At 33.1% G+C, this 24,352-nt stretch carries 19 protein-coding genes; 4 read left to right on the forward strand and 15 right to left on the reverse strand.

What is annotated here, in order from left to right; all coding sequences use genetic code 11:
- Positions 1 to 131: 131 nt before the first annotated feature.
- The 5 genes from RC62_RS09350 to RC62_RS09370 all read right to left on the reverse strand — a co-directional run bounded on the left by RC62_RS09350 (position 132) and on the right by RC62_RS09370 (position 6,332).
- Complete coding sequence (locus RC62_RS09350; protein WP_055094820.1) at positions 132 to 1,142, reverse strand: LacI family DNA-binding transcriptional regulator; 1,011 nt, start codon at positions 1,140 to 1,142, stop codon at positions 132 to 134.
- A gap of 279 nt (positions 1,143 to 1,421) precedes the next feature.
- Positions 1,422 to 2,390 carry a type I phosphomannose isomerase catalytic subunit gene (locus tag RC62_RS09355; RefSeq protein WP_055094822.1) on the reverse strand — a complete coding sequence of 323 codons (969 nt, stop codon included), beginning with the start codon at positions 2,388 to 2,390 and terminating at the stop codon, positions 1,422 to 1,424.
- Between the two features lie 427 nt (positions 2,391 to 2,817).
- A complete protein-coding gene (locus RC62_RS09360; RefSeq protein WP_055094824.1) occupies positions 2,818 to 4,920 on the reverse strand; it encodes a glycoside hydrolase family 97 protein in 2,103 nt (700 codons plus the stop codon).
- 189 nt (positions 4,921 to 5,109) lie between these two features.
- On the reverse strand, positions 5,110 to 5,472 hold the full coding sequence (locus RC62_RS09365; protein WP_245176805.1) for a hypothetical protein: 363 nt from the start codon (positions 5,470 to 5,472) through the stop codon (positions 5,110 to 5,112).
- A 554-nt stretch (positions 5,473 to 6,026) separates the two neighbouring features.
- Positions 6,027 to 6,332 carry a hypothetical protein gene (locus RC62_RS09370; protein ID WP_055094828.1) on the reverse strand — a complete coding sequence of 102 codons (306 nt, stop codon included), beginning with the start codon at positions 6,330 to 6,332 and terminating at the stop codon, positions 6,027 to 6,029.
- Between the two features lie 243 nt (positions 6,333 to 6,575).
- Here RC62_RS09370 and RC62_RS09375 point away from each other — a divergent pair, with 243 nt between their 5' ends.
- Together RC62_RS09375 and RC62_RS09380 are read left to right on the forward strand one after the other, a co-directional pair.
- A complete protein-coding gene (locus RC62_RS09375; RefSeq protein WP_055094830.1) occupies positions 6,576 to 7,064 on the forward strand; it encodes a DUF1761 domain-containing protein in 489 nt (162 codons plus the stop codon).
- Between the two features lie 119 nt (positions 7,065 to 7,183).
- The gene (locus tag RC62_RS09380) at positions 7,184 to 8,329 is read left to right on the forward strand and encodes a peptidogalycan biosysnthesis protein (RefSeq protein ID WP_055094832.1); all 1,146 of its coding nucleotides are present in this window, start codon (positions 7,184 to 7,186) and stop codon (positions 8,327 to 8,329) included.
- A gap of 187 nt (positions 8,330 to 8,516) precedes the next feature.
- Here RC62_RS09380 and RC62_RS09385 read toward each other — a convergent pair whose 3' ends face one another.
- A complete protein-coding gene (locus RC62_RS09385; protein WP_055094834.1) occupies positions 8,517 to 9,386 on the reverse strand; it encodes a diacylglycerol/lipid kinase family protein in 870 nt (289 codons plus the stop codon).
- 66 nt (positions 9,387 to 9,452) lie between these two features.
- Between RC62_RS09385 and RC62_RS09390 the strand changes: the two genes are divergently transcribed.
- Complete coding sequence (locus RC62_RS09390) at positions 9,453 to 10,412, forward strand: App1 family protein (protein WP_055094836.1); 960 nt, start codon at positions 9,453 to 9,455, stop codon at positions 10,410 to 10,412.
- 379 nt (positions 10,413 to 10,791) lie between these two features.
- Here the strand turns inward: RC62_RS09390 and RC62_RS09400 are convergent, their stop codons facing one another.
- Positions 10,792 to 12,705 (reverse strand): ABC-F family ATP-binding cassette domain-containing protein, encoded by a 1,914-nt coding sequence (locus tag RC62_RS09400; protein ID WP_055094839.1) that lies wholly within the window; start codon positions 12,703 to 12,705, stop codon positions 10,792 to 10,794.
- Between the two features lie 74 nt (positions 12,706 to 12,779).
- Between RC62_RS09400 and RC62_RS09405 the strand changes: the two genes are divergently transcribed.
- Positions 12,780 to 13,163 carry a DUF983 domain-containing protein gene (locus RC62_RS09405; protein ID WP_055094841.1) on the forward strand — a complete coding sequence of 128 codons (384 nt, stop codon included), beginning with the start codon at positions 12,780 to 12,782 and terminating at the stop codon, positions 13,161 to 13,163.
- Here RC62_RS09405 and RC62_RS09410 read toward each other — a convergent pair.
- The 8 genes from RC62_RS09410 to topA form a co-directional block, all read right to left on the reverse strand.
- On the reverse strand, positions 13,144 to 14,217 hold the full coding sequence (locus tag RC62_RS09410) for an NAD(P)/FAD-dependent oxidoreductase (protein ID WP_055094843.1): 1,074 nt from the start codon (positions 14,215 to 14,217) through the stop codon (positions 13,144 to 13,146). The genes RC62_RS09405 and RC62_RS09410 overlap by 20 nt on opposite strands.
- Positions 14,218 to 14,291: 74 nt before the next feature.
- On the reverse strand, positions 14,292 to 15,281 hold the full coding sequence (gene gldN / locus RC62_RS09415) for a gliding motility protein GldN (protein WP_055094845.1): 990 nt from the start codon (positions 15,279 to 15,281) through the stop codon (positions 14,292 to 14,294).
- A gap of 253 nt (positions 15,282 to 15,534) precedes the next feature.
- Complete coding sequence (gene gldN / locus RC62_RS09420; protein WP_055094848.1) at positions 15,535 to 16,524, reverse strand: gliding motility protein GldN; 990 nt, start codon at positions 16,522 to 16,524, stop codon at positions 15,535 to 15,537.
- A gap of 45 nt (positions 16,525 to 16,569) precedes the next feature.
- Entirely contained in the window at positions 16,570 to 18,111 is a 1,542-nt protein-coding gene (gene gldM / locus RC62_RS09425) for a gliding motility protein GldM (RefSeq protein WP_055094850.1), read from the reverse strand.
- A 52-nt stretch (positions 18,112 to 18,163) separates the two neighbouring features.
- Positions 18,164 to 18,811, reverse strand: coding sequence for a gliding motility protein GldL (gene gldL, locus RC62_RS09430; protein ID WP_055094852.1), 648 nt, complete (start codon positions 18,809 to 18,811; stop codon positions 18,164 to 18,166).
- 62 nt (positions 18,812 to 18,873) lie between these two features.
- Positions 18,874 to 20,283 (reverse strand): gliding motility lipoprotein GldK, encoded by a 1,410-nt coding sequence (gene gldK / locus RC62_RS09435; RefSeq protein WP_055094854.1) that lies wholly within the window; start codon positions 20,281 to 20,283, stop codon positions 18,874 to 18,876.
- 262 nt (positions 20,284 to 20,545) lie between these two features.
- Positions 20,546 to 21,697, reverse strand: coding sequence for a formimidoylglutamase (locus RC62_RS09440; RefSeq protein ID WP_055094856.1), 1,152 nt, complete (start codon positions 21,695 to 21,697; stop codon positions 20,546 to 20,548).
- 3 nt (positions 21,698 to 21,700) lie between these two features.
- The gene (topA, locus tag RC62_RS09445; protein ID WP_055094858.1) at positions 21,701 to 24,217 is read right to left on the reverse strand and encodes a type I DNA topoisomerase; all 2,517 of its coding nucleotides are present in this window, start codon (positions 24,215 to 24,217) and stop codon (positions 21,701 to 21,703) included.
- Between the last annotated feature and the right edge of the window lie 135 nt (positions 24,218 to 24,352).

The following is a 24,352-nucleotide window of genomic DNA, read 5'->3' on the forward strand; positions in this document are numbered from 1 at the left end:
ATAGTAAACTGTTCAAAAAAATAACTGATTATCAGTTTGCTTTGTCTAAATTTTACTAAAACGATTTAGTAAAATGAGTAAAAAAAAACGAAACGTTTCTTTTCTTTTTTATTCTGCTTATTATCTAAAAATTAAACCGATTCCCTAACAATCAATTTGCCTTTTTTAAGACTTTTTTCTACTTGAAATTTTCCCATATCTGTCATCTGACTCATCAATAATTGTATCGATTTAACAGCAATATCTTCAATAGGCTGTGCTACAACCGTAATTGCCGGTGTATGCAGTTTAAAACTGTCATGATCATCAAAACTAATAACTGCAATATCTTCAGGAATCCTGATTTTCATTTGTTTAAAAGCCTGAAGACCTGCCAGCCCCATATAATTTGTTAAGAATAAAACAGCATCAATATTTGGATTTTTTTCTAAAAAACCGGCTATTTTTGCAATTCTGGTTTCTTCATTACTATAGTAATCCATATGAAGCACGAGCGATTCATTATAAATACCGGCTTCTTTTAAGGCATCACGACAACCATCTTCTCTTAACTTCATCTGAATCATCTCTGACTCATTATTAACAACTGCGATGTTTTTACACCCTTTGTCAATTATAAATTTTGTAGCTGTATTAGACGCTTCATAATTATCCATTACGACATGACTTACTCTTTGTCCCGGAAAATACCTGTCGATTAAGACCACGGGTTTTTTCAGTTTTAAAAGAAGATCAATACTGTCTTCTAAATTTTCAGTTGGCGTAATAATAAAACCGTCTACATTTGCCTGCAAAAGACTATGTATCAACTCTTGAGAACGTCCGTCATCTCCACCTGTACTACAGTAAAAAACCCTATAATCAATACTCTTGGCCTCATCTTCAATAACTCTGGCAAGATCTGCAAAGAACTGATTCGAAATATCTTCGACAATTAACCCAATAGATCTTGTCTTTCCGGTTCTAAGACTTGTAGCAATCATACTAGGTCTATAATTAAGTTTTTCAGCAACTTGCTGTACTTTTTTAATTACTGCCGGGCTGATTCCCATTTTCTCGCCTTTATCGTTAATGACAAAAGATACAGTAGATATAGACACTTGAGCCTCTGTGGCAATGTCTTTAATAGTAATCTTTTTCATCCGGGGAGTTAATTTTTTATTAAGCTGTTATTAATTATATCACAAATATAAATAAAAATAATTACTAAAACGATTTTGTAATTATTTTTTTAAACATATCATTTTTTTAAAGCTAATTCTAAATACAATCATCAGCAATTATAGGTAATTTCGATATTAATCGTTTTTTATAATTCTATTCTCTTTTTCCTTTTTAGTCTGAATAATCTTTTATTGGATAAAAAAAAGTCGGAGAATTTATAAAACAAACGCTCCGACTCTTTTCTTTAGTAGAAAAATTTACGAGATATATACTTCTAAAATTGATGCTGAACCTTCTAAAACATAGCTGCGAATATCAGCAGGAATCAAAACAGTATCTCCTTTTTTATATTGATAGGTTACATTTCCATATCTAAGCTCAAAAGAACCTTCGATACACATATACACCGTAAAAGTTTCTCCATTTTTACTTCCTTCAATCTTTCCGTCAAGCGGAACAAAATTGGTTGTAAAATAAGGACAATCTACAATTACATTTGATTGATTTATCTCTTTTTCGTATTTTTTATGTGTATCTACTTTATTGTAATTGATAGCATCAAGTGCTAAATCAACATGCAATTCTCTTTTATTTCCCTGAGCATCTACTCTGTCAAAATCATACAAACGATACGTAATATCAGATGTTTGCTGAATCTCTGCAACAACCAATCCTGCACCAATCGCATGAACGGTTCCTGTTTCTAAAAAGAAAACATCGCCGGCTTTTGCTTTTACATCATCAAGAATAGAAACCAGGCTTTTATTGTTTAGATTTTCAAGATATTCTTCTTTGCTTGAATCTTCTTTAAACCCTACAATAATCCTTGCATCCTGATCAGCCTGCATTACATACCACATTTCTGTCTTACCAAAAGAATTATGACGTTCTTTTGCCAATTTATCATTAGGATGAACTTGTATCGACAAATCTTCACGTGCGTCTAAGTATTTAAACAATAAAGGAAACTGATTTCCAAATCGCTCATAAACTTTGGTTCCTAAAATTTCATTTGGTGACTCATTAATTAATTCTGTTAATGATTTTCCTTTCAATTCTCCGTTGGCAACTACGCTCACATCACCTTCTACAGTAGATAATTCCCAACTTTCGCCGGTAATTTTAGATGTGATTGGTTTATTAAGAACTGTTTGTAATTTTTCGCCACCCCAAATTCTGTCTTTCAGAATTGGTTCAAATTGTAAAGGATAAATTTTTATGCTCATTTTTATGTTTTTAAATTAATATCGATTTTGCATTTTGCCACTAATTACACGAATTTTCACGAATTATTTTGACTCATTTAAATAATAAACGTGTTTAATCTGTTACTAATTTTTCTCTCGCAGATTTTTTATCAAACAGCAATAAAAAAAATCCGTTTTAATCTTTTTAATCTGTGGCTAAACTTTTTCTCTCGCAGATTTGGCAGATTAAGCAGATTTAAAAAACAATAGAAAAAATACGTTTTTATCCGTGTTTTTCGCTTTAGCGTATCTATGTAATCCGCGTGCCATTTCTCAAACTTTTCTCTCGCAGATTTAGCAGATCAAGCAGTTTTTTTTTTAGCCAATACTAGAAGAGAAAATCCGTTTTCATCCGTGTTTTCGCTTTAGCGAATCTGCGTCATCCGCGTGCCATTTCTCAAAGAATTTATTTTATAGAAATAGCAACACCGCCGCTTGAAGCTAATTTTTGTTTTATTTTGGTTTTACTGTTTACACTCACTTTTCGAATATTGTAGGATTGCGGATTGGTTTTGTAATCTGCCGTTTTTCCGTCTTCATAAATTGTTGCTGTATATGATTTCCCTGCAGGAAGAAAGCTAAAATCAATTGTAGCAATACGTGCATTTTCGTCAGTGATTCCGCCTACAAACCACTCTTGTTTTCCTTTTGTTTTTCTGGCGATTGTAATATAATCACCTGGCTCTGCTTCAAGAATATAAGTTTCATCCCAATCGAGTGCAACATCTTTTATGAACTGAAAAGCATCATTAAAACGGATATAATTCTCTGGTAGATCAGCTGCCATTTGCAACGGACTGTACATCGTAACATACAATGCCAATTGTTTGACAAGGGTTGTGCTCAACTTATTCTTTTTAGATCCATAAACGGATAAATCTCCCTGAAAAATCCCTGGTGTATAATCCATCGGACCTCCCATTAATCGTGTAAAAGGCAAAATTGTAGTGTGATCCGGATGAATTCCTTCCATAGATTCAAACTCAGTTCCGCGCGCTGATTCCTGCGCAAACCAGTTAGGATATGTTCTGTGCAAACCCGTAGGTCGAACGGCTTCATGAGAATCTACCATAATTTTATGTTTAGCAGCTTCTTTTGCCACATAGGTATAATGGTTCACCATTTGCTGTCCGTCATGATGTTCTCCTCTGGGGATAATTGGCCCAACATATCCGGTTTTTACAGCATTATAATTATTATCGACCATGAAATTTAAGGCATCATTTAATTGTCGCTCATATTCAGCAGTCGATGATGTTGTTTCGTGATGCATGATAATTTTCACGTTCTTTTTACTGGCATAATCACTAAGATCTTTTACATCAAAATCCGGATATGCTTTTGTAAAACTGTAAATATGTTCTTTTTTGAAAGCCGTATTGTCTTCCCAACCTTCATTCCACCCTTCTACCAAAACAGCATTGAAACCATTTGATGCTGCAAAATCAATATATTCCTTTACATGTTTGGTATTGGCTCCGTGCGTATTATTTGGTTTTAATTTAGAGAAATCTGTTGCGCCAATAACCACATCCTGATTGTCTGAATATGCCCATGTAGAACCACCTCCGGTAAAATATTCCCACCAAACACCTATGTATTTTGATGGTTTAATCCAGGAAGTATCATCAAAAGTGCATGGCTCGTTTAAGTTTAAAATCATTTTTGAAGCCAGAATATTTCTCGCATCATCGCTTACTACAACAGTTCGCCAAGGTGTAAAACTACCCGTTTGAATATATCCTTTATTACCAACCGCATCAGGAACCAGATGAGAACTCAGCGAAAAATTTTTATCATTGACATTAAGACACATTGCAGGATAATTTTTCAGGGCTGCTTCATGAATATTAATATAAAGATTATCGGTTGTTTTAATCATCAAAGGCGTTTGCGTAGCCAGATTTTTAATCGTTGATTGCGCTGCAAGCGGCACATGTGTAGCATTGTAAACCAAAGCCTGCATCTGGGATATTTTTGATGTTGTATAACTATATTCGTTTGTATCGTAATCTCCCGGAATCCAGAAAAGCTTATGATCTCCGGTTAAGTTAAACTCCGTTGTTTCATCTTGAATGATAAAGTGACGCAAATTATCCTGTATCGGGAATTCATATCTAAAACCTAAACCATCATTAAACAATCGGAAATAAATAGATAGTCTTCGTTTGCTTTTTTCCTGTACAAGATCAGCCCTTAGTTCATTGTATTGATTTTGTATTTCTTTTTGTTCTCCTAAAACCGGTTTCCATGCATTATTTTCTGACTTAAACTTTGTTGCTGCTATCTGAAAATCTTTATTCAGCACAATATCCGACTTTAAAATAAAACCCAATTTACTTTCTTTAAGCACTTCTTTGTTCTTGAAATTCAAAGAATATGTTGGTGCACCTTCTTTGTTCAACGCAAATTTCAAAGTCAAGTTTCCATCAGGAGATTTAAGTTCCTGAGCATTTATAAATGCAGTAGAAATAATAATAAAGAAGAACGTTAAGAGTATATTTTTCATAATTAAAGAAAATTTCAAGAATTGCTAAATCGATTTAGCAAACATAATAAAATTTATGAAATGGAATTACCCAAAGGAGAAAAAATCGGGAATTATGGGTTTTTCTCCTTTAAATAGTCAAAAAAATTAGACAAATAATATCTTCCACTTTAAATAAAAAACTTCAGATAAACAGATTTATTCAATACATTATTCCTTTATATTTTGAGAATCGGCAATTAGAATTTCATTAAGTTCACTTAACAATTCAAACTCATCCAAAGGAAACATTTCAAGTGCAGTTTCTAACATAAGCGCCACGTTTATAGCATTTTTATTTGTATCAGAAATTATATGCGCTTCGTGGTCTATAGCCAAAATGCATAATCTTAATAAGTCAGTAATGGCACAACCCAACTCAAAATAATTTAAAAACTTAATTTTAGCCGTATATATTCCTGTTTTATCAGTTGATGAATTAATGTTGTTGAAATAACGGGCGTTTAATATTCTTAGATCTTCTAAAGTTTTAATGTCATTTGCTTCCATACTATCTGATTGTTTTATTTGCATAGTTCAGCAAATTTTACAAGAAAAATAGGAACGTATATGACTGGATTTATATGTCTACGTATTTTTGATTGCTTGTTTACAAAACATAACCATCTGATAAAAAGCAACTTAAAAGCTCTGAAAGAGCCTTAGCAATAGCATGGTGCGAAGCACTATGAAGGAAAAATGATTGATATTTTAACCCTGTAAGGGTGAAAGCTTAATCATAAAAGAAACACTCAATATATACTACATAGTATTTTACCTATTTGCTTTCCCCCTTTCAGGGCAATATAACTTTTAATTTAATTCATAGTGCGGTGCACTATGCTATTGCTTTTTAAGCTTTCAGCCTACTGCAAAGGCTTTAAAAATTTACGTTTAAAATTAAGATATTCTTGCTTATATCTTATTGATGAAAATTTGTTTTTTTGATCTGATAAAGTAAAAAAACATACTATGCATCAGCCAAAACTTAATTTTAACCTTCAATCCTAAAAAATACAAATCAAAAAAAAAGACCTTTCAATTAAGAAAAGTCTTTTTTTTAAATATTTAAACAGAGTAAATTTGGCTTATGCCATAAATAAAGCTCCTTTATTATAATTGTATAAAACTAAATCATAAGGAACTAAAGTTGGCGCAACTTTCTCTGAAGAAGCATTGAATTTTATTCCGTTATGTTTTCTAAAAAGATAGATTTCTTTTAAACAATTTGATAAACTCTGATGAATTGATGTTGTAAAAATTGGCAATTGTTTGTCGCCAATCAATAAATCAATTTGGTAATTAGAGCTGCTTTTAGACAAATTGTTTCCTATAATTCTTATTGTAAATGTTGTAGATTTTCCGTGCTGTTCACCTTGATATTGTACTACCATAATTTTGTTATTAAAAAGGTTAGATTATTTTTCATTCAATTTGGATATTATGCAAATTGAAGAATTAAAGTTATGAAAAAAAAGTAAATCGTTAAAAAATACAGCTTAAATTATTATAATCTTTTTTTCTTTCAATATTAAATTTCAGGTATAAAAAAACTATACTGAATTACGGCTTTAAAATAAATCAAGTTTTTACATTTTTTTCTTAAATTTGATTCACTAATCTAAAAACCTAATCACATGGAAATGAATTTTTTACCATTTTTTGCTTCAGCATTAATTACTCTTGTTACCGGTTTTATCTGGTACAACCCTAAAGTTTTTGGAACCATCTGGATGAGAGAATCCGGATTAACCCAAGAGGCGCTACGAAACGGAAATATGATTAAAATTTTCGGGTTAACGTATATCTTTTCCTTAATGATGACAATGGTCATTTCGGCATTAACAATTCATCAGTCCGGTGCAGTCGGGATGGTAGGCGGACCACCTCTCATTGCAAGTGCAAAACCATCTTTTGCAGCTTTTATGGCAGATTACGGAACAGCTTATCGCACTTTTAAACACGGAGCTCTTCATGGTTTTATATCAGGCTTGTTTTTCGCCTTTCCAATGTTAGCCATTAATGGTTTGTTTGAAAGAAGATCATGGAAATATATTTTTATAAATGCCGGATATTGGATTTTAACCCTAACTCTAATGGGCGGAATTATATGTGCATACGCATAATAATAAACAATCAGAAACCCGTTTGACTCTTAAACACAGGCGGGTTTTTCTTAATAATAACTTAAAGGAAGTAAGTTATTATAAATAATACCTAATTTTGAAAAAATTAGCTCACACTTTTGAATACAACATATTCTTTTCAAATTTACAACAGCACGTCATTACTGCCTTTAGAATGGAATTCGCTGGCTGTAGATAATATTTTTTTGACCAGAGAATATCTCGAAGTACTTGAAAACTCTTGTCCGGTAAATATGATTTGCCATTTTATTGGGATTTTCAACGAAGATAAACTTGTCGGGATTGTCTTAACTCAATTTTTATTTGCAGAAAAACTGGAATCGTTTGGAGAACGCGATCAGTGTTTAAAAACTTCTGTACGTAATTTTGCTTTCAAAAATTTTGCCTCACATGTACTTTTCGTTGGCAACAATATGCTTACGGGACAAAATGCATTTGCTTTTGACGCAGGTATCAAGCAGGCAAAGGCATTTAAAACACTTCATAAAGCAATTAATCAGCTTAAGAAAGACTTGAAAGCAACCGGAAAAAAAGTCCATATTACAAGCATAAAAGATTTTACTGCGACAGAAATAGAACCATTACAAGCTGAATTTAAAAACAATTATACGTTTTCGACTCAACCCAATATGATTTTTGAAATCAATAAAAATTGGAAATCAGAACAGGATTACATTGATGCTTTATCAAAAAAATATAGGGATCAGTATAAACGTGCCAGAAAAAAAGCAGACGGAATCAAGAAACAAAAAATGTCATTGGCTGATATTAAAAAGTATGAAGATGTTATTTATGAATTATACTTTCATGTAGCTAAAAATGCACCTTTCAATACTTTTTTCTTAGCTCGAAATCACTTTAGCTTTTTTAAAGAAATAATGAAAGATGATTTCTTATTTTATGGTTATTTTTTAGACGAAAAACTGATAGGTTTCAATACGCTGATTAAAAACGGAACCATAATGGACACCTACTTTTTAGGTTATGATGAAACGATTCAGCGTGAAAAAATGTTATATCTAAACATGTTATACGACATGATTGCATACTCAATAAATCAGGGTTTCTCCGACATTGTTTTTGCCCGTACTGCACTTGAAATAAAAAGTTCTGTTGGTGCAAAACCCCTGAAAATGTATGGATTAATTACGCACAGCAATGCTTTGATCAACCATAACATTGCCAAATTATTTAATTATCTTGAGCCTAAAACGGAGTGGCAGGAAAGAAATCCTTTTAAATAAATAGCTTTTTACAAATAGAGAAACTCAATATCGCTCCTACGGAGCTATTATATATTGCTGTCTAATTTTCTATAAATATTAAGCCCTTCCAGGGCTAATTCTCAAAGTAGCTCCGTAGGAGTGCAATATTTATAGAAATATAAAGCCCCATAGGGGCGAAATATTAAATAATTAATAGAAAAGCGAACTATGGCACCGCGATTTTCATCTGCTTGTGCAAAATATGAATTTCTAACGAAGTTTGAGCACCACAATATTCTCCATCAATCTGAAAATTAACCGGATAATCTGTTTTTATGGTGGCTTTCTCTGTCGAAATAATTACTATATCGTCTGAATCAATAGGCATATTTCCTGTAATAATTTTTCCGAGTAATAGTAGATCCAGGCTTTTTAAGATCACCAATTCAAATTTTCCATCGTTCATTGAACCATTCGGGTTGATGGTTACACCAGTTCCGTATTTCTGAGAATTCGCAATGACAATCATTCTTGCCGTATGTACAACAGTATCTTTATTCGCGGTAATTGTTGCAACAAAAGGATCATTAGAATCTACCAGTGTATTATAAGCTTGCAAAGCATATCCCCAAAATCCTCTTAGATTACTTTCTTCATAATTCTTAACCAAATCAGCATTGAGACCAATATCGCTTAAATGAATACTTTTTTTACCGTTGATACAAATCATATCCATTTCGATATAACGACTAAGAAAAGCTGTTTTCAGGTTCTCTTCAATAGTATTTGGTAAATTAAGATCAACAGATAAACCATTGGCTGAGCCAGCAGGCAAAATACCAATAATTACATCAAATTCCTCCATGGCTTCGGCAACCATTTTTATGGTTCCGTCTCCACCGGCTACAATAATTCGTTCCGGATGATATTGATTATATAGTGATTGTATTTCTTTTTGATCACTTTTACCTGTAGTTTCATAAACTTCCAGATCAAAATTGTTTGTGATTGCAAACTCCTCAACAGCTTCAATTAAATTTGATTTATCAAGGTCTCCGGAAATAGGGTTTACAACAAATATGATATTCTTTTTCAAAGTTTTATTTTTAAAGTCAATTAAAATAATTAATTTACAGCATCTATCTATAAATATACGCAATTAATGAAACCAATTTTACAATTATATCGGGGTTATGCCAATGAAGAAGAATTAATTGTAATGGGGCATGTTTTTAAAAGAACGTATGATTATGATTTCCAGAAGAAAAACTTAAAAAATGCACGTTCAATTATAAATCAGTTCAGAATAAAAACACTCGAGAATTTTGATATTTATTTAAAATGCGGTAATCAGGAAATTCATACCAAAACATTAGACGACGGATATTTTAAATTTTGTATTCCGCTTGAAACAGAAACTAATTTTGGCTGGATGGAATACGAAGTAAGCATAAAAGATAATAATGAAACCATAACCGAAAAAGGCAGTTTTATAAGGCCTCACAAAGGAAAACTAGGAATCATATCTGATATTGATGATACGTTTCTGATTTCGCATACTCAGAATTTCTTTAAAAAAATCTACATCCTCCTTTTTAAAAATGTAAATGACCGCAAAGTATTTACAGATGTTGTACCGCATTATCAAGCTTTAAGCTCTGCAGGAAGAAACAATAAGGAAGAAGAAAATGCTTTTTTTTATGTTTCAAGCAGTGAATGGAATTTGTATCGGTTTATTGTAAAATTTACTAAAATACACAACCTGCCAAGAGCCGTAATTTTATTGAAAGATATTAAAAGAGGAATCACAGATTTCTTCATGAGCGGACGCGGAAATCACGATCATAAGTTTGACAAAATAAAGCACGTTTTAGAATTTTATCCAAATCTTAAATATGTTTTACTGGGAGATGATTCTCAACATGATCCTGTTTTATACGAACGAATATGCAAAATATTCCCTGTCACCGTAAAAGCAGTTTATATCAGGCAAACCGGCAAACACCAAAAAGAAGCAACAAAAAAAATCATGAAGAATTTAGAAGCTTTAGAGGTTTCTGTTTGTTATTATAAAAACAGCAGTGAGGCGATTATGCATTCTAAATCTATTGGGATTATTTAAGGTTTGCGCAGATTGATACGCGTATGACGCGGGTTTTAACTGGTTTTCGCAGGTTTTTATTCTTGTTTTTGTCATTGCGAAAAATTTGTAAACTGAAAACTGAACAAATCTAAAACTGAAAACTGTGATTGAATATTGTGACTGAAAACTGCTACTACTAGCCCAGATTGAAGAGGGAAAGCCCGGAGCAAAAAAAATTGCATTTCTTGTTGAAAAAAAGCGACTGAAAGAAGCTCTTTTTGCAACATTAGAAATGCATTTTTTTTGTGAGGACTTGAAACGAAAAGCTGGATTAGCTCCTGAAACAAAAAAACCATTGTCAAAGTTTTGAATTTTGCCAATGGCCTATGTAAACTGTGACTGAAACTGAAAACTAAATTTAAGCAGTAAAATTATCAATCTCTTCCTGAACAACTTCCCAGTCCAGAAGCAATTGGTCTAAATCACTTTTCTTTTTGTTATAAGCTGTAAAAAATGAAGCATCCTCAATATGCTTGTCATAATTAGAAGCCAGCAACTTATCGTCGTGCTGAATGTCTCGCTCTAATTGTTTGATCTGACTTTCGACCTTGCTTAATTTATTTTGTAGTGCCTTACCTTTTTTCTGATCTTCGTAGGATGTTTTGTTGCTTTCTTTTGGAGCTGCGGCTTTAGCAACATCTTTTTTCTCGACTTCACGCATATTCTCAAGATTGCGTTGTTCTAAGAAATAGTTTATGTCGCCTAAATATTCTTTTATCTTCTGGTCTTTAAATTCATAAACAATATTCGACATTCCTTGCAGGAAATCCCTATCGTGAGAAACCAATAATAAAGTACCACCAAATTTTTGAAGTGCGGCTTTCAGAACGTTTTTGGATTTAATATCCAAGTGATTCGTAGGCTCATCCATCAACAAAACATTGATTGGCTGCAATAATAATTTACAAAGTGCCAAACGGTTACGTTCACCTCCTGAAAGTACTTTTACTTTTTTCTCTACATCGTCTCCGCGGAATAAAAATGAACCCAACATATCACGCACTTTCGAACGGTTAGTGTCTGTGGCAGCATCTTCCATAGTTTGCAGCAAAGTGATTTCGCCATCAAGATATTCTGCCTGATTTTGAGCAAAATAACCTAATTGAACATTATGTCCTAGCTTGATATTTCCCTGGTATTCAAATTCGTTTACAATTGCTTTAATAAAAGTCGATTTTCCTTGTCCGTTTTGACCCACAAAAGCAATTTTACTTCCGCGTTCTACTAACAAATCGATATCTTTTAAAATAACTTTATCTCCGTAAGCTTTAGTAACATGTTCAGCTTCGACTACAACTTTTCCTGGCTCTTTTGAAACCGGAAACGAAATATTCATTACAGAATTGTCGTCTTCGTCAACTTCGATTCTTTCTACTTTATCTAACTTTTTAATCAACGATTGCGCCATTGAAGCTTTTGAAGCTTTTGCACGGAACTTTTCGATTAATTTTTCTGTTTCTTCAATCTTTTTAGCTTGATTTTTTTGAGTCGCCAATTGCTTTTCACGAATCTCGTGACGCAATTCTAAATATTGAGAATATGGTTTATTAAAATCGTATGCTTTTCCTAAAGAGATTTCGATTGTACGGTTCGTTACATTATCAAGGAACATTTTATCATGCGAAACAATTACGACTACTCCGGGATAATTGCGCAGGAAACTTTCTAACCAAATGATACTTTCGATATCTAAGTGGTTGGTAGGCTCATCCAGCAATAAAACATCATTTGATTGTAACAATAATTTAGCTAATTCGATACGCATTCTCCAACCTCCTGAAAATGTTTCGGTTTGGTTATTAAAAACTTCTCTTTTAAAACCAAGTCCTAAAAGAATTTTCTCTGTATCTCCTACATAATTATACCCTCCAAGAAGTTCAAAACGATGTGTATAATCAGATAAATCTTCGATGATTTGCCCGTATTCTTCACTTTCATAATCGGTTCTGGTAACCAATTGATGATTGATTTCTTCTAGTTTTTTTTCTACAACTTTTATTTCGGTAAAGGCTTCATAAGCTTCTTCCAATACTGTTCTTCCGCGTTCAAAATCAATATCCTGACGTAAGAAACCCATTCGGATATCTTTCTCCTGAGAAATAACTCCGGAATCAGGAGCAAAATCTCTTGCCAGCATTTTAAGCATTGTAGATTTTCCAGCACCGTTTTTCCCGACAAGTCCAACACGATCTCCGGCACCTAAACGAAAAGTTACCTCTTCGAATAAATAAGTACCACCAAAAGAAACCGATAAATTGTGTATATTAAGCATGTAATGTTATTTTATAACTAATTGATTGTGTAAATTTACACTCCCAAATCAATGGGTAATTTAATTTTTTGCAAATGTTAAAAAAAGGATCGAAACTAAATAGTATTTTAACAGGAAGTTGTCCAAAATGCCAAAAAGAAAGCATGTATTCAGACAAAAACCCCCTTCATTTGACTAAAGTTCTAAAAATGAACGACAATTGCAGTCATTGCGGATTAAAATATCAAATTGAACCTTCTTTTTTTTATGGCGCAATGTACGTTAGTTACGGTCTAAATGTAGCCGTAGGAATTGCAGCTTTTATTGTTTCGTTTGTATTTTTTAAAACAACTATTGAAGAATCTTTTATAGCAATAGTTATTTCCTTGATTGTATTATTTCCTTTTGTTTTACGACTTTCCAGAAATTTATACATTAATATGTTTGTTTCTTACGATCCTAAGGCCGGTCAAAAATAAGGGTTTTCAAATATTTTTTATGAAATCTCTGAATGTCGATTTCACGATCTAAAGGAATTTCATTTTCGATATTATCAAAAAGAGCTTGTGCCATAGCTGGCCCCAACATTACACCGCGTGTTCCTAATCCGTTAAGAATGTGAAGAGATTTACGCTCATGATGCGTTCCAATCAACGGTCTTCTGTCTTTAACTGTTGGGCGAACTCCGCCAAAATGCTTTACAATTTCGAAATCGCAGGTAATAATTTCTTTTATTCGATCTACTAATTCTTGCTTTCCTTCTTCTGTAGGCAAATCTGTTTTATCCTGCCAGTTGTATGTAGCACCAACTTTAAATAAATCATTTCCCAATGGCAATATAAATACACTTGTATTCACAATCACGTCTAAGTTTAAATTGGGAGCTTTTATTACAAATAATTCTCCTTTTGTACCATCTAAAGGTAAATAATTAAAAAAAGGATTTTTATGCAGCCCAAAACCTTCAGCAAAAATAATATGTCGGGCCTGAATATTTTTATACTGGATTCCGTAATCAAAAAACTCAATATAAGTACTGTCAAAAAACTCTTCTAACAATAAATTATTCTCTTGTAGATATTCTTTATAACAATCCAACAACAAAGCTGTATCTACATAACCGGTATGCAAAACTTCACCATAATCATATGGAGAATCGATACTATTGTATTTTTTTGTAATGAGTTTAGTAGATAAAAAAGGAGCCAGGTTTATTTTGTCTGAAGCGGAAAACCAATTATTCTGTTCTTCGATAGAGAAGAACTTCCTTAAAATTGGAAGTTGAAAATTGAATTTCTTTTGTAGCTTATCTTCAATCTGACTGTAAAACTCATTCATTAAAACCAATTGTTCCTGCGCTTTCCAAACTTCGCTGAACCGTTTTAAAATAACAGGATTATATAACCCTCCCGCAACTCTTGATGAATTTTGAGATTTATTATCAACTATCAAAAAAGTTTTATTGTTTTTAAGAGCAACTTCTGCAAAAGAAATTCCAGCCAGTCCGGATCCAACAATCAAATAATCTAACATATATAAAAGGTACTATATAAAAAAACTCTTAATACAAAGGTACTAAGAGTTTTTGGTAAAATGTAATTAGAAACTTAGTAGTTCCACATATCTTCTTCGAAGTTACGAATCTTCTCTTTTACTCTTTCAGATTCTAACAATTGACTTTGTGCATCATCCTTAATGTAGCTTTTGATTTCACGATCACCATACATATTTTCTTCTTTATAGATAACAGCATTAAAATGTCTTGAATTTAAAATCTGATCAAAGGAAATAGGAATGGCAGAGTTCTTATCGTTAAAAGCTTTTCCTTCATGCAATACCTCCCGCGCATTAGGAAAGAAAACCCAAAATAACTCAATATAATCTTTCTCATCGCTATTCATTGTATACACATCGGGAGTAACAGGGCAAATACCAAGTAATCGATATTTTAAATCACTTTGACGCTTGTCAAAATACCAATATCCCTTAATTTTATATTGTGTAACATCAGCAGCGGTTAAATCTTGTTTAAGGATATACTCTGAAGGAATTGACCTTGTTGCACCAACAGTTTCCTCTACATAGGTAACAACTTTTTTCTTACCGGTACCAGTAACAACTTTTTTCTTGACAACATGAGTTTTATAATCATCAGGATATTGGTTGATCAATTCTCTACCGGCATCTGTTGTATCAATACGCGATAAAGCACCCTGGATATCTTTTAAGGACTTTTTAGTATTAAAATAACTATCACTATATACTTCGGTAATCTTTCCATTTCTAATGGCTTTTGTTAAAACGTCATATAGCGATCGCCTGTCAGCCCCAATATTAGCCGTATCTACCGGAAAATATAATGGGAAATTTATTTTTTCGTTTAGATCAATGATTTCCCAGGTAGTTTTTCCCATCAGGATATCTCTATCATCTACATAACCATAAGCAAGTGGCTTATCATTATCAGAGATCATTTGGGCAGGAGTTTTGAGTCCTATTTGATCCGCTGTTTTTGCATTCAGTAAATTTGATTGCGCATTAGAAGTAAAAACCCCAGCGATCAAAGCAATAATCATTAAAAAATTTTCCCCTTTCATCATGAACACTTTTAGGGGGCAAAGATAACTAAATTTAAGTTTAAATTTATTATTTTTCTTACAATTATATAAACTTTAAGAGTTTAGACATTAAAATGACTTTTATGAATGATAAGCTGAACTAATTATATTAAATATGACAATATTAAAAAATCATGTACAAATATTAAAAACAATCATCTCTAACAATGAGCAAAAAAAAACTCTTACTACCTTGGTAGTAAGAGTTTTCAGTATAATGTAATTTAGATACTTAGTAGTTCCACATATCTTGCTCGAAGTTACGAATCTTCTCTTTTACTCTTTCAGATTCTAATAACTGATTTTGTGCATTGTCTTTCATGTAATCTTTGATCTCACGATCTCCGTACAAGTTTTCTTCTTTATAAACAACTGCATTAAAACGTCTTGAATTCAAAATCTGATCGAATGAAATTGGAAGAGCTGAGTTACTGTCGTTAAAAGCTTTTGCTTCATGCAAAGCTTCTCTCGCATTTGGGAAGAAAACCCAAAATAACTCAATATAATCTTTCTCATCGCTATTCATTGTGTAAACATCCGGAGTTACAGGACAAATTCCAAGTAAACGATATTTCAATTCACTTTGACGTTTGTCAAAATACCAGTATCCTTTTATTTTATATTGTGTAACATCAGCTGCAGTTAAATCTTGTTTAAGGATATATTCAGCAGGTACAGATCTTGTTGGACCAACTGTTTCCTCAACATAAGAAACAACTTTCTTTTTACCAGTACCGGTAACAACTTTTTTCTTCACAACACGTGATTTATAGTCGTCAGGATATTGGTTGATTAACTCTCTACCAGCATCAGTTGTATCAATACGAGATAACGCACCTTGAATATCTTTCAAAGATTTTTTAGTATTGAAATAACTGTCGCTATAAACTTCAGTTATTTTGCCGTTTTTAACAGCTTTCGTCAAAACGTCGTAAAGCGAGCGTCTGTCTGAACCAATATTAGCTGTATCTACCGGAAAATACATTGGAAAGTTGATCTTTTCATTTAAATCAATGATTTCCCAAGTAGTTTTTCCCATCAAGATATCTCTATCATCTACATAACCATACGCCAAAGGCTTATCATTATCAGAAATAAGTTGCGCAGGAGTCTTAAGTCCTATCTGATCAGGTGTTTTTGCATTTAGCAAATTCGATTGCGCATACGAAGAAAAACCTCCAGCGATAGAAACAACGGCTATTAAAAAATTTCTTACTTTCATCGTGGTATCATTATAAGATATTGAATGTAGTTTTCACTACTAATTTTATTGTATTTCGTAAATTACCGGAGCAGTTCTTGGTAATAAATAACTACCAGCTCCAACAAGTTTAGTCTTAATTTCAGAAATAGTAACCTGGTCTCCTTTTCCAGCTCTTGAAAGAACTGTTTTACATTGTGCATTTAATCTGTTACCAGAAACAACAACAGTAGGCTGTCCAGCAATTTTCATATTAAATCCAACAACATCTAAACCAACTTCGAAATCAAAATCAAGTAATTTAGCACCAATAGTAGCAATTTCTAAGTTAGATTTTGGTCCTTTAACAACACCCATTTCTCCTCTAATTGTTCCAGTTGGTCCAGGAATACCTTTAATTCTGAATGTTTTCTTGTCTGTAACTTTATCCCCATTTGGTAATGTTCCAGTTACAGAAATTGTAGCTTCAGTACCTTGTCCCGGGCTCATGTTATATTTACCAGGTTTTCCGGCAGAAGATAATCCAGGAGCACTTGCATTAATTTTGTTAGCATCAACACCAGCGAATGATACAGAGATTGGGTTAACAACTCCTCTATAAACAACATTCATCTTATCAGCAGAAATCGTAGCTGAGTTTGGTCTTGGTACTACAACGTAAGTTCCTTTAAATTTCAATGGAATGTTTTTACCATCTTCTAAGAATGTAAATTGTCCATTAATATTTTGCTCTCCAACACCTCCGGCAGTTAATGAAATAACAGCTTGTCCGTTAACGATTTGTCCAGGACCTTGGAATGAAGTTGGTTTTGTATTTTCGTCATAACGACCTAAAACAACTTTACCAGTTACTTTTTCTCCTTGGAAATAAGCGTTTTTATCTAAAACAACAATCGCTTGATAGTTACTGTAAGAAGCAGCAGCAACAGCCGCTTTTCCTAAAGCACTATTATAAACGTCTGCCTCAGTTTTCTTAACGTCATTTTGCCAAGCTGAAAGTTTAGCAGCAGATGCGATTGCAGGAAAACCTTTAAAGTGATATGCTAAGTAGCTTTCTTTTATACCTTCTTTGTTTTTTACGTCAGAAACATCAAATTTTTTCTCAACTTCAGAAATAATACCAGCATATTTTTTATCTGTACCTAAAGCAGCTTTAATATCTGATTTATATTTTTGAATTTTAGCGATAATTTCGTTACCTTTTTTAGTGTAACCGTCTCCTGTAAACCAGTCATCGATGTTGTCACCTCTGTCCATAGCTTCGTAAGGAAGTTTACCAGTTTCTTTTTCAACTTCAAATCCTTTGATAGACTGAGCTTTTAAAGTACCAATATAATCGTAAAATTCTTTTGAAATTGTTTCAACTTTATGAGCTGTTACTGCAGCAATTGCGAATTCTCCTTTTGCTTCAGCAGCTTTTTGATCTAAAGATGTTAGTAAACTTGCATTTGTTTCAGTTGAACTAGTATTTGCACTTTCAAATTTTTCATTCATCAAACCAAAAGCAGATATAACTTCTTTTGATACGTTCATTGCTAACATTGCGATGAAAACCAGATACATCAGGTTAATCATCTTCTGTCTAGGGGTTAATTTTCCTCCTGCCATTTTTTCTAATTAGTTCTTTATTAATAAATTTAATATAATAGTCAAAAACTAATTATCCTTTGTTACTCATTGCAGAAAGCATACCACCGTAAACGCTGTTTAAAGAAGCGATATTTGCAGTCATCGATTGCATTTGCTCTTTTAATTTAGAAGCATTTTCAGCGATTTCGCTATTTGCTTGTGCGTTTCTTGAAGCACTTTCTAATTGTACTTTGTACAAGCTGTTTAATGATTCCATTTGTGCAGCAGCCATAGACATTTCTTCAGCATATTTCTTTTGTCCTGCAATAGAATCTACTGTTGGAGAAATTGCTTTTGCAGCACCTTCGAAGTTTTTGATGCTGTTTCCTAAGCTTGCCATTAACTCACCGTCAATTTTAGCTTCTTTCAACATTACATCTAATTTTTGAGATAATAAACCTTGGGCATCAGCCGTAGCTTCAACTTTATCTTCTCTTTTTCTAGCTTGACCATTAGCTAATTCTGGGTAAACAAGAGTCCAGTCCAATTCGTCTTCAACTGGTTCAAAAGCTGAAAGAGCAAAGATTAACGCTTCAGTTAATAATCCAACTGACAACATCACTGTTCCTGTTAATGGTCCAATTTCAAAGTGAGTAATTTTGAAAAGAGCTCCAACGATTACTACTGCCGCTCCCATACCATAAGCGAAATTCATTGCTTTTTTACTTAATAATGCCATAATACTTTTTTTTAGGTTTTAATTTAAAATAGATTTGATTTGGTTATTGAATTTGAATTTAATTATAATTTACTTTTCTTTTTTCCGCTTCCGGTTGTTTGAGTTCCCATGTAATCCTGTACAGTTCTGAAACCAATATAACTTCTTGCAGAATCTGCATATTCGTGGTCACGAGTACTTACTTGTAGGAAGTAAGCAACATCTTTCCAAGATCCTCCACGAACCACTTTTCTTTGGTTGTTTCCGTCAATTACGTTAGGGTTCATTGTAGAAACATACTCGTATGCATTTGGATTGTAAGCTGAATCTGTCCACTCTGAAACATTTCCTGCCATGTTATATAATCCGTATCCGTTTACTTCATATGATTTAGCTTCAACAGTATATAAAGCCTCATCAGCTGCATAATCTCCTCTGCTTGGTTTAAAGTTTGCTAAGAAACAACCTCTGTCACTTTTTGTATAAGGACCACCCCAAGGATAAGTTGCAGATTCCAGTCCACCTCTTGCAGCATATTCCCATTCTGCTTCAGTTGGTAATCTGAAGGCATTTACTAAATCACGTCCTTTTTTCTTAGATTTGATATAGCTGTTTTTATTTAACGTTCTCCAAGCACAAAATGCTTTAGCTTGTTTCCAGGTTACACCAACTACAGGATAATCTCCATAAGCCTTGTGCCAGAAATAATCATTATGCATTGGCTCATTATATGAGTAAGCAAAATCTTTAATCCAAACTGTTGTATCAGGATACACACTAACTTGTTCAGTTTTAACGAAGTCTTTTCTTTTTCCAACTTTAGCTTTTGCAGCAGCCTGAATATCCATCCATGAATAACGGAATTTCAATTTATTTACATCAATTGTTCTTAAACCATTATATGATTCTTCAATTGGCAAATACATAGAATCCATTACTTCAGCGTAATATTCATCCGGATAAGCTTTAGTATCTTTAATTAACTTAACTTTTTTGTTTAGTTTTCTTCCAGCATACGGATCATCTTTTGTCCCTACACTATAGTAGTTATCATACATATACTTATCATAAGCCGTCATTTTGTCTGGCTCAGAATCGTTAAATGCATAATCTGAGATACTACCACCTTTTTTACCTTTAGCATCACCAGCAGGTTTTTGACCTGTTTCATCAGCTAAAATTGCCAAACGAACTCTCATTGTAGAATCTTTTACCCATTCTACAAATTGACGGTACTCACTATTTGTAATCTCAGTTTCATCCATATAAAACGAACGAACCGTTACTGTTTTAGTCGGAGCATCTTCTACATTAGCTAAATCAGCATCTGATTTACCCATAATAAAAGACCCACCAGGAACTAATGTCATTCCATAAGGTTTCTCAGGATGCCATTTCCCTCCTGTAACACCAACTAACTCACCTTTGTCTCCTGACTTACCACAGCCAATTACCAGTGTTAACATTGCTGCAAATGCAATAAACTTCTTCATATAAATTTGGGATTTCTATTCATTATTATAAGTCCGTAAACGTATTTATTATTTATCTAAAAAACAATACTAGTTGCGAAATTTATTTTACCGTTCAAAAATAATGTTAAATAAAATAAAAAAAAAATATTTGATCGATAAACTAGCAGAAAAAATCGACGTAAAACGTTAAAATTTACCATTTAGATTTATTTTCCTACTAATATTATTTAACAATTTTTTTAAAATTTTAAAAATTTATGATTTTGACTAAAATTTTACTTTATAAAGCGTTTTTTCTCTGTGCTTTCCACCACCTTTCTGGCAATTCTTGGTTACAAGCGCTCAAATATTCGTCGTATGAACACGGTAATAACGTATTTCTTTTCAATTTATTGTGACCATTTGATTCGAACGGAATTTCGATCCACCAACGATCTGTTTTGTCACTTTTATAAAAAATTAATTCTTCATCTTCTAATGGAACAATATATTTTAAATACGTTGCCCGACTACCAAAAGGATATTCTTTTGAACGGTAATGATATCCTTCGATAAAATACCAAACTATCTGCGCAATAATTCCTGCTTCAGGAACGGTACTATTGTGATTAAAAATTCCAAAACAGGAAACTTTATCACTAATTCCGGCATATCTCGCCAATGAACATATCTCTTTTCCATTAAAACCATTCGGCTCAAAGGTAATCATATTAGCTGAAGCTGACGACTTTACCGAATTTAAATCAATACTTATTAAATCAGCATCTCTAAATACAGGCTCTGCTAATGCAATTTTATTCGAAATTTCACCTAAGCGATAAGCATCAAAGAACAATTTCTCGATCAAATCTATTTCTTCTTGTGAATTATAATAGGTCTGATATCCTATATTACAATAATTAAACAAGTTATTAGGCTCATCTATAATGATTTTAGTCAGATAAGAATTAGCCGAAACTGTTTCATTTTCTTTTCCAAAATCAAACTTATTATCTACAGCAACCATATTTACCATTTGCTCTAAATCATCATAGGCACGATACAAAGCATAGGTCAAATCCTGAGAACCTCCTATAACTATAGGAATCACTTTATTCTTAATTAAAGTAGCAGTTACTTTTTTAAGAGCAAAATAAGTATCCTCTACAGAATCCCCTGCAAGAATATCCCCTAAATCAGCAATTGACGCATCCCAATTTCCGGGAAACATACTGTACAGCTTTTTACGAACAGCATTCAGGTTAACTTCATTAATCACATTACTATTACGACGATCTTCCAGAACGCCTACTATTGCAATTGTAATTTTGCTAATATCAGGAAACTGATCCTGGGTATGCAAAACAATTTTGCTGCCCAATTCTTGCGAAGACAATGAACTAATGAATTTTAAAATTCCGTCATTAACTGGTTCTAGAAAATCAAATTCCATTTATTATTTCTTTTTAGCAGCCGTTTTTTTAGCTGGAGCTTTCTTAGCGGTTGTTGCTTTTTTTGCTGGTGTCTTTTTTGCCGGTGTTTTTTTAGCAATCATTTCCTGAACTTCAGCCAATGTTAATTTTGTTGCATCAACATCTTTACTTAATTCAATTTTGATTTTACCCTTCGTAATAACTGAACGGCCCCAACGTGCTTTTTCAACCAAAATACCTTCATCCTCCCAATTGTGAAGAACTTTATCTATATTTTTCTGTAATTTATCTTCAATTAGTTCTTCTACTTCTTGCTGAGATAAGTTATCAAAATTGTATTTTTTACTTACATTGATAAAAATTCCGTTCCATTTGATGAAAGGACCAAAACGACCTACACCTTTTTGAACACCTTCGCCTTTATAAACTGCAATTGGAGCATCTGCAATTGCTTTTTCATCAATCAACTCTTGCGCTCTGTCTTTAGAAAGTCCTAATGGGTCTTCGCCTTTAGGCAATGAAATAAAAATACTTCCGTGACGTACATAAGGACCGTAACGACCATTATTTACTTCTACTTCTTCTCCTTTATATTCTCCTAAACTTTTAGGCAATAGAAATAAGTTCAAAGCTTCTTCAAGTGAAATATTTCCAATATTTTGATCAGACATTAAGCTCGCGAACTTTTTATCTTCATCATCTGCTTCACCAATTTGTGCCATTGGTCCAAATTTTCCTAAACGAACAGATACTTGTCTTCCGTCAGCATCTTTACCCAGGATTCTTTCTCCGCTTTCACGTTCTGCATTTGCTTCAACCTCTTTTACATTTGGATGAAACTTATTGTAGAACTCCTGCATCATTATTGCCCAGTCGATATTTCCTTCGGCAATTTCATCAAAATCCTGCTCTACTTTTGCAGTAAAGTTATAATCCAGGATATTTCCGAAATTCTTCACCAAGAAATCTGTTACGATTGTCCCGATATCTGTAGGAACTAATTTTCCTTTATCTGAACCTGTATTTTCTTTTAGCAATTTCTCCCCTACTTTACTATTTTGTAATGTAAGTTGAGTATAATTACGTTCTTGTCCTTCAAGAGTTCCTTTTTCAACATAATTTCTATTGATAATAGTCGAAATAGTTGGTGCGTATGTAGATGGACGGCCAATTCCTAATTCCTCTAATTTTTTCACCAAAGAAGCTTCCGTATAACGAGCCGGAGGTCTTGAATATCTTTCGGTTGCTGTAATATAATTGTTAACTAATTTTTCGTTTACTTTTAATGCAGGCAACATTCCTTCTTGTTCTTCCTCATCATCATCATGTCCTTCCAGATACACTTTCAGGAATCCTTCAAAAAGCAAAACTTCTCCTGAAGCTGTAAAAATTTCGCTGTGATTATTTGCTTCGATTTTTACGTTTGTTCTTTCTAATTGCGCATCACTCATTTGTGAAGCGAGCGTTCTTTTCCAGATCAAATCATATAAACGGGCCTGATCGCGATCAATATTTACAGAGTGGCGTGACATATCTGTAGGACGAATTGCCTCGTGCGCTTCTTGAGCCCCTTTACTTTTGTTTGCAAAAGTCCTGGGTTTCGAAAATTCTTTTCCGTATGATTTTATAATTTCAGCTTCAGCAGCATCCATAGCATCTTTAGAAAGATTTACACTATCGGTTCTCATATAAGTAATAAGCCCGGCTTCGTATAAACGTTGTGCAAGCTGCATGGTAATCCCAACCGGCAAATACAATTTTCTCGCTGCTTCTTGTTGCAATGTCGAAGTTGTAAATGGTGCTGTTGGAGATTTTTTGGTAGGTTTAGTTTCTAAATCTGCTACCTTATATTGTGATCCGATATTTTTATTTAAAAAATCTTCGGCTTCTTTTTTAGTATTAAAGTTTTTTGGCAATTTGGCTTTGAAGGCTTTTCCTGCTTCATTTACAAATTCTGCAACGATAGAATAACTTGCAACTGCATTAAAATTTTGAATTTCACGTTCTCTTTCAACAATTAAACGAACTGAAACTGATTGAACACGTCCGGCAGAAAGTCCGCCTTTAATTTTTCTCCATAAAACAGGAGACAATTCATAACCTACCAAACGGTCTAATACACGACGCGCTTGTTGTGCATTTACTAAATTATAATCTATTTCTCTTGGGTTCTCGATTGCTTTAAGAATCGCAGTCTTCGTAATTTCGTGAAAAACAATTCGCTTAGTTTTTTTTACATCCAGTTTTAGTTCTTCCGCAAGATGCCATGAAATAGCTTCCCCTTCGCGGTCCTCATCACTTGCTAACCAAACCATTTCGGCATTCTTAGATAGTGTTTTCAATTTGCTTACCAAGGCTTTTTTATCCGGAGAAACTTCGTATTTAGGTTTAAAACCGTTTTCTACATCTACTCCTATTTCCTTTGATGGTAAATCTGCTATATGTCCGTAACTCGACTCTACTTGAAAATCACTTCCCAGAAATTTCTCTATCGTTTTCGCCTTTGCAGGTGACTCAACTATTACTAAATTCTTTGCCATTGCTCTATTTTTCTGCAACAAAAGTATCTATTTTTTTTAAATATCAACTGTGTGAATTCATTTTTGATTTATTTTAATATTATGTTTCTTTAAATTACAGATTTATCTGTAATCCTACCTATTATATATATAGGT

Origin of the sequence: Flavobacterium aquidurense, assembly GCF_001404985.1 — a bacterium.
In the GTDB taxonomy this organism is placed as follows: Bacteria; Bacteroidota; Bacteroidia; order Flavobacteriales; family Flavobacteriaceae; genus Flavobacterium; species Flavobacterium aquidurense_B.

Excerpts from the sequence above, each read along its gene's own strand:
- RC62_RS09350 (WP_055094820.1), bottom strand. The coding sequence starts at position 1,142 with ATGAAAAAGATTACTATTAAAGACATTGCCACAGAGGCTCAAGTGTCT.
- RC62_RS09355 (WP_055094822.1), bottom strand. The coding sequence starts at position 2,390 with ATGAGCATAAAAATTTATCCTTTACAATTTGAACCAATTCTGAAAGAC.
- RC62_RS09360 (WP_055094824.1), bottom strand. The coding sequence starts at position 4,920 with ATGAAAAATATACTCTTAACGTTCTTCTTTATTATTATTTCTACTGCA.
- RC62_RS09365 (WP_245176805.1), bottom strand. The coding sequence starts at position 5,472 with ATGCAAATAAAACAATCAGATAGTATGGAAGCAAATGACATTAAAACT.
- RC62_RS09370 (WP_055094828.1), bottom strand. The coding sequence starts at position 6,332 with ATGGTAGTACAATATCAAGGTGAACAGCACGGAAAATCTACAACATTT.
- RC62_RS09375 (WP_055094830.1), top strand. The coding sequence starts at position 6,576 with ATGGAAATGAATTTTTTACCATTTTTTGCTTCAGCATTAATTACTCTT.
- RC62_RS09390 (WP_055094836.1), top strand. The coding sequence starts at position 9,453 with ATGAAACCAATTTTACAATTATATCGGGGTTATGCCAATGAAGAAGAA.
- RC62_RS09400 (WP_055094839.1), bottom strand. The coding sequence starts at position 12,705 with ATGCTTAATATACACAATTTATCGGTTTCTTTTGGTGGTACTTATTTA.
- RC62_RS09405 (WP_055094841.1), top strand. The coding sequence starts at position 12,780 with ATGTTAAAAAAAGGATCGAAACTAAATAGTATTTTAACAGGAAGTTGT.
- RC62_RS09410 (WP_055094843.1), bottom strand. The coding sequence starts at position 14,217 with ATGTTAGATTATTTGATTGTTGGATCCGGACTGGCTGGAATTTCTTTT.
- gldN (WP_055094845.1), bottom strand. The coding sequence starts at position 15,281 with ATGAAAGGGGAAAATTTTTTAATGATTATTGCTTTGATCGCTGGGGTT.
- gldN (WP_055094848.1), bottom strand. The coding sequence starts at position 16,524 with ATGAAAGTAAGAAATTTTTTAATAGCCGTTGTTTCTATCGCTGGAGGT.
- gldM (WP_055094850.1), bottom strand. The coding sequence starts at position 18,111 with ATGGCAGGAGGAAAATTAACCCCTAGACAGAAGATGATTAACCTGATG.
- gldL (WP_055094852.1), bottom strand. The coding sequence starts at position 18,811 with ATGGCATTATTAAGTAAAAAAGCAATGAATTTCGCTTATGGTATGGGA.
- gldK (WP_055094854.1), bottom strand. The coding sequence starts at position 20,283 with ATGAAGAAGTTTATTGCATTTGCAGCAATGTTAACACTGGTAATTGGC.
- RC62_RS09440 (WP_055094856.1), bottom strand. The coding sequence starts at position 21,697 with ATGGAATTTGATTTTCTAGAACCAGTTAATGACGGAATTTTAAAATTC.
- topA (WP_055094858.1), bottom strand. The coding sequence starts at position 24,217 with ATGGCAAAGAATTTAGTAATAGTTGAGTCACCTGCAAAGGCGAAAACG.